General features: G+C 67.3%; 13 protein-coding genes. 5 read left to right on the top strand and 8 right to left on the bottom strand.

Annotated features, from left to right (window positions below; translation table 11 throughout):
- Nucleotides 1-63: 63 nt before the first annotated feature.
- Nucleotides 64-840, top strand: coding sequence for an AMP nucleosidase (locus ACSDHM_RS15430; RefSeq protein ID WP_049415280.1), 777 nt, complete (start codon nucleotides 64-66; stop codon nucleotides 838-840).
- A gap of 43 nt (nucleotides 841-883) precedes the next feature.
- Nucleotides 884-1423: a DUF924 family protein gene (locus ACSDHM_RS15425; RefSeq protein WP_005419210.1), complete on the top strand. Its 540-nt coding sequence runs from the start codon at nucleotides 884-886 to the stop codon at nucleotides 1421-1423.
- A gap of 120 nt (nucleotides 1424-1543) precedes the next feature.
- On the opposite strand, the gene grxD is transcribed toward ACSDHM_RS15425, so the two are convergent.
- Nucleotides 1544-2470 (bottom strand): Grx4 family monothiol glutaredoxin, encoded by a 927-nt coding sequence (gene grxD, locus ACSDHM_RS15420; protein ID WP_439426369.1) that lies wholly within the window; start codon nucleotides 2468-2470, stop codon nucleotides 1544-1546.
- Between the two features lie 59 nt (nucleotides 2471-2529).
- Between grxD and ACSDHM_RS15415 the strand changes: the two genes are divergently transcribed.
- Nucleotides 2530-3309 carry a polysaccharide deacetylase family protein gene (locus tag ACSDHM_RS15415; RefSeq protein ID WP_439426368.1) on the top strand — a complete coding sequence of 260 codons (780 nt, stop codon included), beginning with the start codon at nucleotides 2530-2532 and terminating at the stop codon, nucleotides 3307-3309.
- Between the two features lie 125 nt (nucleotides 3310-3434).
- Here the strand turns inward: ACSDHM_RS15415 and ACSDHM_RS15410 are convergent, their stop codons facing one another.
- The 3 genes from ACSDHM_RS15410 to ACSDHM_RS15400 are packed head-to-tail and all read right to left on the bottom strand — an operon-like array spanning nucleotide 3435 to nucleotide 6054.
- On the bottom strand, nucleotides 3435-4154 hold the full coding sequence (locus tag ACSDHM_RS15410; RefSeq protein ID WP_353761320.1) for a class I SAM-dependent methyltransferase: 720 nt from the start codon (nucleotides 4152-4154) through the stop codon (nucleotides 3435-3437).
- A gap of 4 nt (nucleotides 4155-4158) precedes the next feature.
- Nucleotides 4159-4776 (bottom strand): SGNH/GDSL hydrolase family protein, encoded by a 618-nt coding sequence (locus ACSDHM_RS15405; RefSeq protein ID WP_065196456.1) that lies wholly within the window; start codon nucleotides 4774-4776, stop codon nucleotides 4159-4161.
- A 3-nt stretch (nucleotides 4777-4779) separates the two neighbouring features.
- Nucleotides 4780-6054, bottom strand: a complete 1275-nt coding sequence (locus ACSDHM_RS15400) for a pyridoxal phosphate-dependent aminotransferase (RefSeq protein WP_252745077.1) — start codon at nucleotides 6052-6054, stop codon at nucleotides 4780-4782.
- 114 nt (nucleotides 6055-6168) lie between these two features.
- Between ACSDHM_RS15400 and rsgA the strand changes: the two genes are divergently transcribed.
- Nucleotides 6169-7278: a ribosome small subunit-dependent GTPase A gene (gene rsgA, locus ACSDHM_RS15395; RefSeq protein WP_070489841.1), complete on the top strand. Its 1110-nt coding sequence runs from the start codon at nucleotides 6169-6171 to the stop codon at nucleotides 7276-7278.
- A 123-nt stretch (nucleotides 7279-7401) separates the two neighbouring features.
- Complete coding sequence (locus ACSDHM_RS15390; RefSeq protein ID WP_151355246.1) at nucleotides 7402-8655, top strand: flavohemoglobin expression-modulating QEGLA motif protein; 1254 nt, start codon at nucleotides 7402-7404, stop codon at nucleotides 8653-8655.
- 435 nt (nucleotides 8656-9090) lie between these two features.
- Here the strand turns inward: ACSDHM_RS15390 and ACSDHM_RS15385 are convergent, their stop codons facing one another.
- From ACSDHM_RS15385 to ACSDHM_RS15370, 4 genes are all read right to left on the bottom strand, one after another.
- Nucleotides 9091-11388 (bottom strand): TonB-dependent receptor, encoded by a 2298-nt coding sequence (locus ACSDHM_RS15385; protein WP_439426367.1) that lies wholly within the window; start codon nucleotides 11386-11388, stop codon nucleotides 9091-9093.
- A 202-nt stretch (nucleotides 11389-11590) separates the two neighbouring features.
- The gene (phbB, locus tag ACSDHM_RS15380; protein WP_188240619.1) at nucleotides 11591-12331 is read right to left on the bottom strand and encodes an acetoacetyl-CoA reductase; all 741 of its coding nucleotides are present in this window, start codon (nucleotides 12329-12331) and stop codon (nucleotides 11591-11593) included.
- A 24-nt stretch (nucleotides 12332-12355) separates the two neighbouring features.
- Nucleotides 12356-13684 (bottom strand): CitMHS family transporter, encoded by a 1329-nt coding sequence (locus ACSDHM_RS15375; RefSeq protein ID WP_088497414.1) that lies wholly within the window; start codon nucleotides 13682-13684, stop codon nucleotides 12356-12358.
- A gap of 75 nt (nucleotides 13685-13759) precedes the next feature.
- Nucleotides 13760-14899: an OprO/OprP family phosphate-selective porin gene (locus ACSDHM_RS15370; protein WP_188241077.1), complete on the bottom strand. Its 1140-nt coding sequence runs from the start codon at nucleotides 14897-14899 to the stop codon at nucleotides 13760-13762.
- Nucleotides 14900-15024 lie beyond the last annotated feature (125 nt).

The raw sequence follows: 15024 nt of genomic DNA, 5'->3' as shown, positions 1-15024 counted from the left end.
CCCAGGTGTGGGTTGGCCCGTGCACGCCTACAATGGCGGCCCCCACGCCGTACCGGACCGCCCATGAAGAGCAAGCAGGAAATCGTCGACAACTGGCTGCCGCGCTACACCGGCGTGCCGCTGGACCAGTTCGGCCAGCACATCCTGCTGACCAACTTCGGCGGCTACCTGCACACCTTTTCCGAGCTGACCGGTGCGCCCATCATCGGCCTGGACCGGCCGATGGCCAGTGCCACCATCGACGGCATCACCATGATCAACTTCGGCATGGGCAGCCCCAATGCCGCGATCATCATGGACCTGCTGTCGGCAGTGATGCCCAAGGCGGTACTGTTCCTGGGCAAGTGCGGTGGCCTCAAGCGCAAGAACCAGCTGGGTGACCTGGTGCTGCCGATCGCGGCGATCCGCGGCGAAGGTACGTCGGGCGACTACCTGCCGCCGGAAGTGCCAGCCTTGCCGGCGTTTGCGCTGCAGCGTGCAGTCTCGACCATGATCCGCGACCTCGGCCACGACTACTGGACCGGCACCGTCTACACCACCAACCGCCGGGTCTGGGAGCACGACGAGGCCTTCAAGGAGCGGCTGCGGGCGATGCGCTGCATGGCCATCGACATGGAAACCGCCACCGTGTTCGCGGCCGGTTTCGCCAACCACATTCCCAGTGGCGCGCTGCTGCTGGTCTCGGACCAGCCGATGATCCCCGACGGGGTCAAGACCGAGGCTTCCGATGCCAAGGTCAGCTCCCAGTTCGTGGAAAACCATATCCAGATCGGTATCGAGGCGCTTAAGCTTATCCGGCGCAACGGCAAGTCGGTCCGCCACCTGCGCTTCGATGAATGATGATGATGGCCTGGCGCGGCGCGCCGGCCCTGGGGAGTAGGTGATGGACGTTGCCGCGCAAGTGGTGGATTTCTGGAAAGAAGCGGGCCCTGCGAAGTGGTTCGCCCGCGACGATGCGTTCGACGCGCAGTTCCGCCAGTTGTTCCTGGATGAGCATTTCGCCGCCGCTTCGCGTGGGCGTGAACACTGGCTGGGCAGTGCCGAGGGCGCACTGGCGCTGATGCTGCTGCTGGACCAGTTCCCGCGCAACTGCTTCCGCGGTACTGCCCATTCCTATGCCACCGATGGCCTGGCCCGGCACTACGCCATGCGCGCCATCGAGGAAGGCCTGGACCTGCAGCTGGTGCCGAAGCTGCGCGCCTTCATCTACCTGCCGTTCGAGCACTCCGAGGACCCGTTGGACCAGGACCGTTCGGTGGCGATGTTCGATGTGCTGGGCGACAAGGAATACCTGCAGTACGCCGAGCTGCACCGCGACATCATCCGCCGCTTCGGCCGTTTCCCGCACCGCAACGCAGTGCTGGGGCGCATTCCCTCGCCGGAGGAACTGGACTACCTGGCCGAAGGCGGTTTCGCCGGCTGAAAAAAGGGGACGGAGGGGATTAAGTCGTTTGTGGCATAAACGACTTAATCCCCTCCATCCTCTTTTTTCGGGGGCCAGATCCGCTTTCCGCAGGAAAGGGCGCTGACCCCGCGCCGTCAATCAGTACTTCGGCACGCCGTTGTCGACGTCTTCCGACCAGGCGTTGATGCCGCCGGTCACGTTGAACACCTTGGTGAAACCCAGGGCGCGGAACTGCTCGGCGGCCTGCGCGCTGCGGCCACCGTGGTGGCACATGAAGGCCAGTGCAGTGTCCTTCGGCAGGGCTTCCAGCGCGGCACGGCCGTTGCCGTCGAAGGTCTTGAACGGCACGCCGACGGCGGCGATCTCACGTTCGTCGGCGGGGCGCACGTCGACCAGGGTGATGTTGCCGGCACGCACCAGGTCGTCGGCATCGCGCACGCTGATTTCCTGCACCGGCTTGGGCGCATTCGGGTTGTCGATGGTCAGGCCCTTGCCGCGGATGTCGTCCACCCAGTCGATGGTGATGCCGTTGGCGCGACGGGCACTGGCCAGGTCGAACTGCACGCGCAGGCCATTGGACTCGGCAGCGATGGCGCCTTCGTCGTGCGGGGCCAGCTGGAAGTTCGGCTGGAAACCGGCGTCGATGGACAGCTGCAGGGCCGCGCCCGGGGCATCGGCCAGCGCGCCCTTGAGCATTTCCACGGCGGCCGGGGTGACGGTGATGCTCGGCGGGGTACGGTCCGGCGCAGCCAGGCCCAGCACGCTGCTCAGCTCGCCGCTGGCGGCCATCTGCAGCACGATGTCGCTGCCGCCGACCAGTTCGCCGTCGATGTACAGCTGCGGGATGGTCGGCCAGTCGCCATAGGCCTTGATGCCTTCACGGATTTCCTGGTCGGCCAGCACGTTGACGTGGGCGAACTCGACACCCAGGTCCTGCAGGGCGCCCACGGCCTTGGCCGAGAAACCGCACTGCGGCATCGACGGCTGGCCCTTCATGAACAGCACGACGCGGTTGGCGTTGAGGATGGATTCGATGCGCGAACGCAGGGCGGGATCGAGGGACATGGACGTCGGGGTTCCGGGAATTCGAACCATCGATTCTACCCCTCATGGCATCATGGGGGATGAGCAACGCAGGAACATTGCATCGCATTCCGACCCGGCCCTGGCGCTGGCTGCCCTGGCTGGTGGCGTCGCAGCTGCTGGTGATCCTGGTCTGGGCCCTGGCGGGCTGGCACTGGGGGGGGCCGCTGATGGTGGCCAGCCACGCACTGTTTTTGGTGCCGGTGTTCCTGCCCAACAGTCGCTTCTATGCGCCGGTGCTGAGCCGGTTGCCGGATGCCGGCAACAGCGTCTGGTTGACCATTGATGACGGTCCTGGCCCGGAAACCCGTGCCGTGCTCGACCTGCTGGACCGCCACCAGGCCCATGCCACCTTTTTCCTGGTGGGCGAGCGCGCGCTGGCGCAGCCGGAACTGGTGCAGGAGATCCTGCGCCGCGGCCACGACCTGGGCAACCACAGCCACAGCCATCCGCAGGCGCGCTTCTGGCGGCTGGGCCCGGCGGCGATGCGCGCCGAGATCGAGGGCTGCCAGCACGCGCTGCAGGCGGTAAGCGGTCGCCCGGTGCGCTGGTACCGCTCGGTGGTGGGCATGACCAATCCGTTCGTGGCGCCGGTGCTGCAGCGGCTGGGCCTGGTCCGGGTCGGCTGGAGCGCGCGCGGCTTCGACGGCATCGGTTGCACGGCGCAGGGGGTGCTCGACCGCCTGCTGCCGGATCTGCGACCGGGGGCCATCGTGCTGCTGCATGAGGGGGCCGCCCACGGCCACAACCTGGCGATCATCGAGGGCGTGCTGCAGGCACTGGACGAGCGCGGGCTGAAAGCGCGGCTGCCGGTCCCGTAGCGCCGGCCCTGGTGATGTAGAGCAGCCGGGCATGGGCTCGGCTCTACAAGGGGGGCGCTACTGTAGCGCCCGAGCCGATGCTCGGGCGGCGGTGCGCAGCACCGGAAAAAGGTCGCAGCGCAGCTCTACAGCGCGGGGCGTTGGGCCACCAGCAACCAGCTGTTGAATGGCGTGCGCCCATGCAGGGGACGCGGCGCCGTCACCTGCAATCCGGCCTCGGCCAGTGTCGCTTGCAGCACGTGCGGGTCGGGGTAGTGGCGCGGCCGCGTGCCCATCCAGCCGACCAGCCAGGCCAACCGGTCCGCCACCCGCGTGGTGCGGTCGCGACCATCGCCGGTGGCCAGTGGCGTGCGCAGCAGCAGGCGGCCACCGGCGGCCACCCGCGCGCTGGCCGCACGCAGCAGTGCCAGTTGTGGGCCCGCGTCCAGGTACTGCAACACATCCAGCAACAGGACGTGTCCGGGCTGCGCCGGCAGTGGCGCCTGCACGTCCAGGCAGTCGAAGCGCACAGCGTGCAGGCCGGTGGCGGCACGCTGGGCACGGGTGATCTTGCTGGCATCCACGTCCACGCCGAGGTAGGGGTGGGTGCCGCCGCGCTGGCGCAGCACATGGGCGAACAGCCCCAACCCGCAGCCCAGGTCCAGCACCGGCTGCCCGTCGTCGCGCAGATGCTGCAGCACGCCGTCATACAACGGGTCGCTGCCGAGCTTGCCGCGGGTGTAGTAGTAGTCGCGACGGCTGCCCCAGGCCCGTGCCGGGCGGAACGCTTCGGCGATCGCGCGGGCCTGCGGGGCGGTCAGCGGTGTGCAGGGCAGCGGCGGGCCGTTCCGTGGCGTACCATCCATCGTATCAGTCCGTTCCACCGAGCAGGCGTGCGGCGACCGGCAGCGCGCGCGCGCTCCACAATGCGTACATCCGCGCCGACGGGTGCAGGCCGTCTTCGGCGATCATTGCCGGGTTGCCGCCCTGGTCACGGCTGATGTCGGTGATGTCGACGAAGGCCACGCCCTGCTGGGTGCTGATCACCTCGGCAGCTGCGTTGAACTCGTCGGTCTCGATCTCGATGGTGGCCAGGTCGCGGCCGCTGCCGGCACCGAACGGCGTCGCGCCCCAGTCGGGGAAGGACAGCACCAGCACGCGCCCGGGGCGGCCCCCGGCAAAGCCGATCGCCCGCTGCAGCAGGGCCTGGAACTGTACGCGGTACTCGTCCAGCGGCCGGCCGCGGTACTGGTTGTTGACGCCGATCAGCAGGCTGACGAAATCGAACGGGCCCTGGGGTGCAGCCGCATCGATGCCGGCGTCCAGCTCGTCGGTGGTCCAGCCGGTGGTGGCGATGGTCTGCGGGTCGGCCAGCGCCACATCCTGCGCACGCAGGGCGGCGGCCAGCTGGTGCGGCCAGCGGCCTTCGACAGCAACGGCTTCTCCGACGGTGTACGAGTCGCCCAGCGCCAGGTAGGACAGCGCCACCGCTCAGGCCACCGAACGGCGCGGCTTCAGCGGCACGACCTTGGTCGCGTCCTCGGCACGCCGGGCCAGCACGCGGTCGATGCGGGCGAACACATCGCGCATCACCGAGGCTTCCGGCAACAGGGTCACGCGGAAATGGTGGCGGTAGGGCACGTTGAAGCTGGAACCCGGTACCACCAGCACGCCTTCGTTGTTCATCAGGTCCAGCGCGAAGGTGTGGTCGTCAAAGCTCTTGGCAGCGGCACCGACCACGGCCGGGAACGCATACAGCGCACCGGCTGGCGCGACCAGCGACAGGTGCTCGCTGGCTTCGCAGGCGTCGATCACCGCACGGCGGGTTTCATACAGGCGGCCACCCGGGGTGCACAGTTCGGAGATGGTGTCCGGGCCGTTCACTGCGGCCTCGATGGCGTACTGGCCCGGCACGTTGGCGCACAGGCGCAGCGCGCCCAGCAGGTCCAGCGCGGCGCGGAAGTCGCCCAGGCGCGCGTCGTCGCCGCTGAGATGGGCCCAGCCCACGCGCCAGCCGCAGGCACGGTGCACCTTGCTCAGGCCGCTGAAGGTCAGGCACGGATGGTCGCCGGCCAGCGGCGCGACCGGTTGGAACACCGCATCGTCGTACAGGATCTGGTCGTAGATCTCATCGACCAGCAGCAGCAGGTTGTGGCGGCGTGCGATCTCGACCACGCGCTCCAGCAGTTCGCGCGGGTAGCTGGCGCCGCTGGGGTTGTTCGGGTTGATCAGCACGATGGCGCGGGTGCGCGAGGACACCAGCGTCTCGATCTCGCTCGGGTCCGGCTGGAAGCCGTTCTCGGCGGCGCAGCGGTAGTACACCGGTCGGCCATCGTTGAGGATGGTGGAGGCCGACCACAGTGGGTAGTCCGGCGACGGCACCAGCACCTCATCGCCCGGATTGAGCAGTGCGCGCAGCGACAGGTCGATCAGCTCGCTGACACCGTTGCCGACGAACACGCGGTCCGGGTGTGCATCCGGTGCGCCGCGGCGGGCGTAGTAATCGGCGATGGCTTCACGCGCCACCGGCAGGCCCTGCTGGTGGGTGTACGGGTCGGTGCGGCCCATGTCGTCGGCGATTGCGCGCTGCAGATGCTCGGGTGCGCGGAAACCGAAGTTGCCCGGGTTGCCGATGTTGAGCTTGATCAGCTTGCGGCCCTGCGCCTCCAGCTCCCGCGCTCGCCGGGCCAGTTCTCCGCGGATTTCGTAGCGCACTTCGGAAAGGCGCTCGCGGATGGCCAGGGGCTTGGGCGAAAGGGTGGACATGGGGGCTGGGCCGTCAAAAGGCATGGGGATTCCATCCTACCGGAATTGCTGCAGTGCATGGCAACGGCTCCGCGCCTGCCATTGCTGGGCTGGCCGGGGGCCGTCACAGGTAGAATGGCGGCGATGACCCAGACCCCCGATTTCATCGCCCTGCAGACCATCGGCTGGCCCTGGCCGGGCCCGGCGCAGCAGGCCGACTGGCAGGCCATGATGGCCGCGCACCCGCAGGCCCGCCCGGCGCGGGTGATCGAGCAGCACCGGACCCATTACGTGGTGGCCGATGGCCCGGATGCGGCGATCAAAGCGGAGTCACTGCCGGAATGGCAGCGCCCGCGCTTCCCCAGCCACGAGCGGCCTGCAGTGGGCGACTGGGTGCTGCTGGACGGCATCCGCATCGTTGCGCTGCTGCCGCGTCGCACCGCGATCAAGCGTGGCGCGGCGGGCGAGCACTACCACCAGCAGGTGATCGCAGCGAACATCGATACGGTGTTCATCGTTTGTGGCCTGGATGCCGACTTCAATCCGCGCCGCATCGAGCGCTACCTACTGCTGGTCGGCGGTGGCGGCGCCGAACCGGTGGTGGTGCTGACCAAGGCCGACCAGACCGAGTACAGCGAGGATGCGCTGGCGGTGCTGGAAGAACTGGAGATGCAGGGCATCGCGTTGCATGCGATCAACGGCCTGGATGCCGACAGTGTGGCGGTGCTGCAACCGTGGCTGGGCCCGGGCCGCACGGTGGTGCTGGTGGGCTCCTCCGGTGCCGGCAAATCCACGCTGACCAACACCCTGCTCGGCGAGCAGCGGATGAAGACCAACGCGGTGCGTGCCAACGATTCGCGCGGCCGCCACACCACCACCCATCGCGCGTTGATGCCGCTTCCGACCGGCGCCTGCCTGATCGACACCCCCGGCATGCGCGAGCTGAAACCGACCGGCGAAGAAACGCTGTCCGAAGGTGGCTTCGCCGACATCGAAGCGCTGGCCACGCAGTGCCGTTTCAACGACTGCAAGCACCAGCAGGAACCGGGCTGTGCTGTCCGCGCAGCGATCGACGCTGGCGAGATCGAAGAGAGCCGGCTGCTGAACTATTTCAAGCTGAAGGAAGAAGTGGCCGCCGCTGCCGCCAAGCTGGCGGTGCGCCAGGCCGAGACCGCGCAGGAACGTGGCGGCAAGAAGGGCAAAGGCCAGCAGTTCCGCCCGGCCGGAAAGCCGCGTAGGCGCTGACAGTGCAGCCGAGCGTGGGCTCGGCTCTACAAGAGATGCATCCCGGGACACCCTGTAGCGCCCGAGCCAACGCTCGGGCGGCGGCGCGCAGCGCCGGACATGGCAGGGCGCTATAGTCCGCGCATGGAACCGACCGCGACGCTGGACCGTGAGGTGGCCCACCATGCAGCGCTCGATGCGCGCCTGGTCGAGGCCGTGGGAGGCATCCGCCTGCTGGGGCTGACCAGCTGGCCGGCCACGGTGCAGGTACCGTTCCTGGACAGCGTGGCGCGCGGCCAGCCGGTGCTGCCGAAGGTGGATTACCCTCGGCTGGACTTCAGCGAAGAGCGCCGCGCCCTGGCCGCGATCGCTGCCGACTGCGATGACAGCCACCCGCTGGGCCACTATGTGCAGCAGTCGGCGCAGAGCTGGGACCTGGCCGCGCAGCTGCTGGAAGGGCTGGGCACTGCCGCCGTCGATACCTGTTCGGTGCAGCTGTTCGGTGCCCCCGAGCAGCCACTGCCGGGCAATGGCCCGAGCACGCGCGACGCGGCACGCCACTTCATCCAGATTGCCGCAGAACTGGACCACGAACTGCTGGCACCGGAAGAGCAGGTACCGGTCTCGGCCATCGCCCTGCAACTGCAGTTGCAGAACGACCTGGATGCGTTCTTCGAATCGCGCATCATCCAGGTACAGCTGGATCCGGAGCTGGTGTCCAAGGCGGCTGCCGGCCCGACCCGTATTCGACTGCGCACCAGTGCCCGCTTCAGCGCCTACGACCGCGCGCAGCTGTTCCACCACGAAGCGCTGGTGCATTCGCTGACCGCATTGAACGGCCGCGAACAACCGGTGTTGCCCAGCCTGGCGTTGTCGTCGCCGCGGGTGACGGCCACCCAGGAAGGGCTGGCGACGTTTGCCGAGCAGATCACCGGCAGCATCGACATCGAGCGCCTCAAGCGCATCAGCCTGCGTACCGAAGCGATTGCCATGGCACGCGAAGGCGCCGACTTCATCGAGGTGTTCCGCTACTTCTGCGACGCGGGACAGAACGCGGAAGAGAGTTTCGCCTCGGCGCAGCGCGTGTTCCGCGGCGTGCCGCCGAGTGGCGGCCTGGCCTTCACCAAGGACACGGTGTACCTGCGCGGCCTGGTGTCGGTGCACACCTTCTTCCGCCACATGCTGGCCGAGGACCGCCTGCAGGTCTGCCGCTGGTTGTTCGCCGGCAAGATGAGCTTGACCGATGCGATCGCGTTCGCGCCGCTGTTCGAGGCGGGGGTATTGAAGCCACCGCGCTGGCTGCCGCACTGGGTGAGCCGGGCGAACGGCTTGGCCGGCATGCTGGCGTTTTCGCTGTTTGCCAACCGGATACGGATGGACCAGCTGGCACCGGAATGAAATGCGTTGGCGGTTTGTGGCGTCTTGATTGATATCGGATAGAGCGGGGGGCTTGCGCTGGCCAGGACACGCCGCAAGTACGTCCCTGTAGGCTCGGCCACGGCATCCATGCCGTGGACGGTCCTGGCCAGCGCAAGCCCCCCGCTCTGGACAATTTCCGCGAGACGGCCAGCAATCCACCAGAGGGATTGCGTTTGAAAAGCTTGAAAAGCAAAGCGCCGGGCACTGCCCGGCGCTTTGCTTTGCTCTTGCTTTCCATTGCCTCCGCGCCGGCGCAGGGGATTGTCGAGCGAGGTGGGACGGGCCGAGGCAGGACCGTGAGGCGCATGGATGCGCCGACCGAGCCTACATGGACGTACTTGCGGCGTGTCCTGCCTCGGCCCGTCCGACCTCGCCCCGCTGCGGCTCTGATGCGCCGCAGCGCCCGCTTTTGACTTAGAACTCCGCCGCCACCGTCATGAACAGCTGCCGCGGTGCGCTCGCATGGATCGCATAGCGCGTGCCCTTCGGATCGGTCGGTGCGAACGAGCTCAGCTGGCCGGCGTAGCGCTTGTTGGTCAGGTTGGTCGCATTCAACGACACCCGAACGTTGCGCAGGCCCAGGCCCGGGCCGAAGTCGTAGCCTGCACCGGCGTCGAAGGTGGTCACGCCCGGCACCGACTGGTCGTTGGTGTAGGTGTAGTAGCGCTTGCCGGTGTACTTGGCACGCAGGCTGGCGAAGAAGCCATCGCGGTTCCAGCTGATCTCGCTGGAGGCCATGCGCTGCGGCGTATCCACCGTGATCTTGCCGGCCACCGGCACGATCGCGCCGCCCGAGGTGTAGTCATCCTCGTAGGTGGTCTTGTTCCAGGACAGCGCGTTGTACCACTGCAGGCCGTCGATCGGCTTGAGGATGAAGGTCAGTTCCGCGCCGTGGCTCTTTACCGAACCGACGTTGATGAAGCGCGTCACGCACTCCGGACGCGTGCCGACTTCGATGCTCGAGCACGGGTTCAGCGACAGCAGGCGGTTGTCGAATTTCACGTTGTAGGCGGCGATCGAGGCCTGGTACTTCTCGCCGAAGGTACGGAAGCCGGCTTCCAGGCTCTTGGACTTCTCCGGTTCCAGCCCGGCGCTGGCCGCGAACGATTCCGGCGACACCTGCAACGGGCCACCGCTGCCGCCACCGACAAAGGCGGCGATGTTCTCGGCGTACGAGGCGAACAGTTCATTGTTGGCGTTGAGCTTGAAACCCAGGCCCACCTGCGGCAGCACCGACTTCTTGGCGGTCAGCGTGCCCGAGGCGATGCTGGTTTCCACGCCCGGCTGGGCGGTGGCGCGCATGCGGGTGTTCGGGCTCTTGATGCCCACGTCCACGGTCAGGCGCTGGTCCAGGAAGCGCATGCGGTCCTGCACGTAGAACTGGCGCGTGCGGATGTCGAAATCCTGGTTGAACAGCAGGCGGTCCGGGTTCTTCAGGTACAGGTCGTCCAGGAACGGGCCGCTGATGTAGTAGAAGTTGCGCGACACGTTGTGGTCGTTCTGCTCGTACCACAGGCCCGCCTCCAGTTCGTGGATGCCCACCGTCCACGACAGCGCGGCGGTCACACCATCGCGGTTGATCGTGTAGTTGGTGCTGCGGATCGAAATCGGCAGCATCCTGTCGGTGCCCGGGTAGGACGGCTGGCCCGGTGCCCACCAGTGGCCCTGGCCACGGTTGTCGTGGTGGTAGGCCAGCAGCTTCAGGCGGCCCTGCTCGCCCAGGCGCAGGTCGGCATCGACCGAATAAAGGTTGTCGTCGCGCAGTGCACGGCTCTGGTAGTACGCATCGTCGATGCTGTTGACGCCGCCGCTGAACCTGCAGCGCGCCTTGTTGTAGGTGCCCGGCGCGCAGTACGCGGCGGCGACGGCGCGATCCCAGTCCGGCGCGTAGATGTTCCAGTCATAACCCAGGCCGCGGGCCAGCATGTCCTTGGACAGGTAGGCGTAGTTGGCCTGGCTGGCGCGCGAGGTCGCCACGAACGCACCGAAACGGTGGTCGCCGACATTCCACACGGCCTTGGCGTTGAACTGGCGGGTGGTCTGGTTCTGGTACGGCGCGGCCCACATGTCCTGGTCCTGGTGCACGCCGGACACATAGGCCGAGAAGCCGTTGAGGTCGCCGGTATCCACGCGCAGGTAGCCACGGCGCTGGTTGTTGTCGCCGACGGTGACGCTGGCACGGCCACCGAATTCAGTGGACGGGTCCATCGAGAAATACTGGATGGTGCCGCCCAGGTTGCTGGTCGAAGCCACGCCCAGCGAACCGATGCCCTGCGACAGCTCGGCACCGGCCAGGTTCTCGGCAATGATCGCGCGGGCAATGCTCAGGCCGTTGTAGTTGCCGTAGCTGTTGTCACCCAACGGGATGCCGTCCAGCGTATAGCCGAGGCGGCTCTTGTCGAAGCCGCGCAGGCTGATGGTCTGCGATTCTTCGTTGGCGCCGAAGGCATCGTTGGACTGCACCGACACGCCCGGGAGGCGGTCGAGGATTTTCTGGCCACTGGTGCCCGGCGGCAGCACCTGCTTGTCGACGGTGGCGATGCGCTGCACCTGGCGGGTCTCGCCCTGGCCGATCACGGAGACGGTATCCAGCGTCTGCGCGCTCAGCGCGGCATCGGTGCTGGCGCCGGTATCGGCAGCGGTGGCGGCATGGGCGCTGGTGGCGGCGGAGAGCGCGATCGCCACGGCGATCGTCAGGTGTCGGGTCTGCATGGTGGTCCGTTGCATGGGGGATGGTCACCGGCACACGTGCGCGGTGCATGGCCACTATGCGAACGGAACATGAAACCTTCTTTACGAGAAACCAACGAACGACGCAGGCCCCCGTGCGTGTCCTGCAACCCGATAGAAAAAGGGGCCGGATCCCCCTCGCGAACGAAGATTCACCGGCCCCGCGCACTCCGTGGGGGAGGGCTCAACCCATGTACAGGCCACCGTTGACCGGATAGTCGGCACCGGTCACGTACGAGGCTTCATCCGAGGCCAGCCACGCGCACAGGCCGGCCACTTCCTCGGGCCGACCCAGCCGGCGCACCGGCACCGAGGCGGCCAGCCGATCCAGTACATCCGGCGGGAAGCTGCTGATCGCCTGGCTGGCGATGTAGCCTGGCGACAGCGTGTTGACAGTGACCCCGCGCGAGGCCACTTCGGCGGCCAGTGCACGGCTGAAACCGTGCATCGCGGCCTTGGCGGTGGCGTAGTTCACCTGGCCGATCTGGCCCTTGTGGGCGCTGACCGAACCGATGTTGATGATGCGACCCCAGCCGCGCGTGGCCATGCCATCGACCACCTGCTTGGTCAGGTTGAACAGCGCATTGAGGTTGGAGGCGATCACCGCGTTCCAGTCTTCCACCGTCATCTGCCGGAAAAGAAGGTCGCGGCTGCCGCCGGAGTTGTTGACCAGCACGTCCACTTCACCGACTTCTGCACGGACCTTGGCGAACGCGGCGCTGGTCGAGGCCCAGTCGGTGGCGTTGCCTTCGGAGGCGATGAAGTCGAAGCCCTGTTCGCGCTGCTCGCGCAGCCAGTTGGCCTTGCGCGGCGAGCTGGGCGCGCAGCCGGCGACCACGGTGTGGCCGCTGCGGGCCAGGCTCTGGCAGATGGCAGTGCCGACACTGCCCATTCCACTGGTGACGTAAGCGATTCGAAGCGTCATTGCAGAAGGCTCCTTGGTAAAGGGTCAGGCGGCGAGGGGATACAGGCCGAACAGCAGGCTGCCGATCATCAGCAGCATCGAGATGGCGATGGCCCACTTCAGGGTGAACTTCTGGTGGTCGGCGAATTCGACCTTGGCCAGGCCCACCAGCAGGTAAGTGGACGGCACCAGCGGGCTGAGCAGGTGCACCGGCTGGCCGGCCAGCGAGGCACGCGCCATCTCCACCGGGGTGATGCCGTAGTTGCCGGCGGCCTCGGACAGGATCGGCAGCACGCCGAAGTAGAACGCGTCGTTGGACATGAAGAAGGTGAACGGCATCGACGCCACGGCGGTGATCACCGCCAGGTACGGGCCCCACGACTCCGGAATCACCGCCAGGAAGCTGTGTGACATCGCCTCGACCATGCCGGTGTTGTTGAGGATGCCGGTGAAGATGCCCGCGGCGAAGATCAGCGACACCACCGACAGCACGTTGCCGGCGTGGTTGACCACGCGGCGGCGCTGCTCGGCCAGGTTCGGGTAGTTGATCACCAGGGCGATGGCGAAGCCGACCATGAACAGCACCGGCATCGGCAGCACGCCGATGATCAGCGCGGTCATCAGCGCCACGGTCAGGGCCAGGTTGACCCACAGCAGCTTCGGGCGCTTGATGTCCTCGGCGTCTTCCACGGTCGGCAGCGGGTTGCTGTCGTCGGACACGCTGTTGTCCACCCAGCTGCCGCCCTTGGGCAGGGTCACCACGCCAAGGCGACGGCGTTCCTTCAGGCCCAGGTACCAGGCCAGCAGCAGCACGCCGGCACAGGCGATCACCATCGACGGGATCAGCGGCACGAACACATCGGCCGGGTCCACGTGCAGCGCGGTGGCCGCGCGTGCGGTCGGGCCGCCCCACGGGGTCAGGTTCATCACGCCGCCGGCCAGGATGGTCACGCAGGTCATGTTCAGCGCGTTCATGCCGAGGCGCTGGTACAGCGGCAGCATCGCCGAGACGGTGATCATGTAGGTGGTCGAACCGTCGCCATCGAGCGAGATCAGCATCGCCAGCACCGCGGTGCCGAGCACGATCTTCATCGGATCGCCCTTGACGAAGCGCAGGATCACCCGTACCAGCGGATCGAACAGGCCGGCGTCGATCATCACCCCGAAGTAGAGGATGGCGAACATCAGCATCACGCCGGTCGGCGCGATCTTCTTGATGCCCTCCAGCATCATCTCGTCGATGCCGGCACCGAAGCCGCCGATCAGCGCGAACAGGATGGGGATGGTGATCAGGGCCACCAGCGGCGACAACCGCTTGCTCATGATCAAGTACATGAACGTAATGACCATGCCAAAGCCGAGGATGCTCAGCATCATCTGCGGACTCCTTGCGAAAACAGGATGTGGGGGAGTGGAAGGGGGCCGGGTGGTTTGCCCGGCACAGCTGGCTTAGAAGTCGTACTGCAGGCGGCCGGTGACCGCGCGCGTGCGGTCCACCGTGACCCCGGCCAGGCGGTCGCGATTGCGGCTTTCGATCACGTTGAGCATGAAGCGCAGGTTGTCGCGCAGGTACCAGTTGCCACCCAGCGTCCACGCTTCAGTGCTGCCACGGCGCAGGTCCGGCGCGCCATCGAGGTGCTGCGCGCCCCACATCTGGTCGTAACGCAGCGCCACTTCGAAGGCCCCAGCCTTGTGGCGGATGTCCTTGACCCGTGCGAAGCGGCCGGTCTTGCGGTCGTAGGCACGGCTTTCGCCGGTGACGAACCAGCTGAGCATGCCGTAGGCCGCCATCACGTCGCCGCGCTGGGCGCCATCATCGAAGGTGGCGCCACTGAACTCGCCCTGCCACGACAACGGGCCGCGCACCTGCGCGTATTCCAGCGACCACTTGTTGACGTCGGTATCGCGGCCGGCGGAGAAGTCGACCAGGGTCAGGCGGCTGTTGTCGGACAGGTGGCCGGCCGGGCGCGGGCGGATACGCAGGCCGGGCACGCCGTTGGCCCCCGGGTTGTCGTAGGCCTCGCGGGCCAGCGACAGGCCCAGGTGCAGCACGTCACCGTCGCTGGGCGAGGGCGCCCAGGTGACGCGACCACCCGCCGCGCGGCCCTTCACCTGCCAGGCGTCGATGCTCTCCAGGCTGTAGATGCTGGCCGCCCAGGTGAAGTCACCCGGGTTGGCCTGCCAGGACGCACCCAGGCGGTACAGCGGCGCCAGCGTGGTGCCGGCGTTGCCGCGCTCCAGGAAGCTGCCGTAGTTGGAGCTGGTACGGTCATCCAGCGAGAAGTACTGCTTGAACTGGCCCACGGTCAGCTTGCCGGCCTTGCCGAAGCTGCGTGCCAGATAGACATCCTTGGCCTCGACGCGGTCGCCGGAGAAATCGGCTTCCAGCTTGTAGTCGACCACGAAGAACTTGCCCGACACGTCCAGCCAGGCGCGGCGGACCTCGGTGTCGTCCTTGTTCGGGGTGCCGCGGTTGTCGTTGTCGAAGGTGGCGAAGTCCAGGTGCAGGCGGCCACCGAGGATGGCGGTGACCGGGCGGTCGTCTTCGGCAGCGAAGGCCGGCGCCGACAGGGCAGCCAGCGCCATCATGGCGGCAGGACGCCGCCAGGCAAACGTGAATTCCACAAACCCTCCCAGGTGCGCGCCAGGCGCGCGGCAATCGTGGGCACCGGACGGTGCGCGGCCGCAGTCTGGGTCGGGCAAGCTGTCATCGT

The sequence above is a fragment of the Stenotrophomonas sp. T8 genome, from assembly GCF_051853085.1.
Lineage (GTDB): Bacteria > Pseudomonadota > Gammaproteobacteria > Xanthomonadales > Xanthomonadaceae > Stenotrophomonas > Stenotrophomonas sepilia.
The sequence above is the reverse complement of the archived record's forward strand: the minus strand, read 5'-3'. Positions and strand labels throughout refer to the sequence as shown.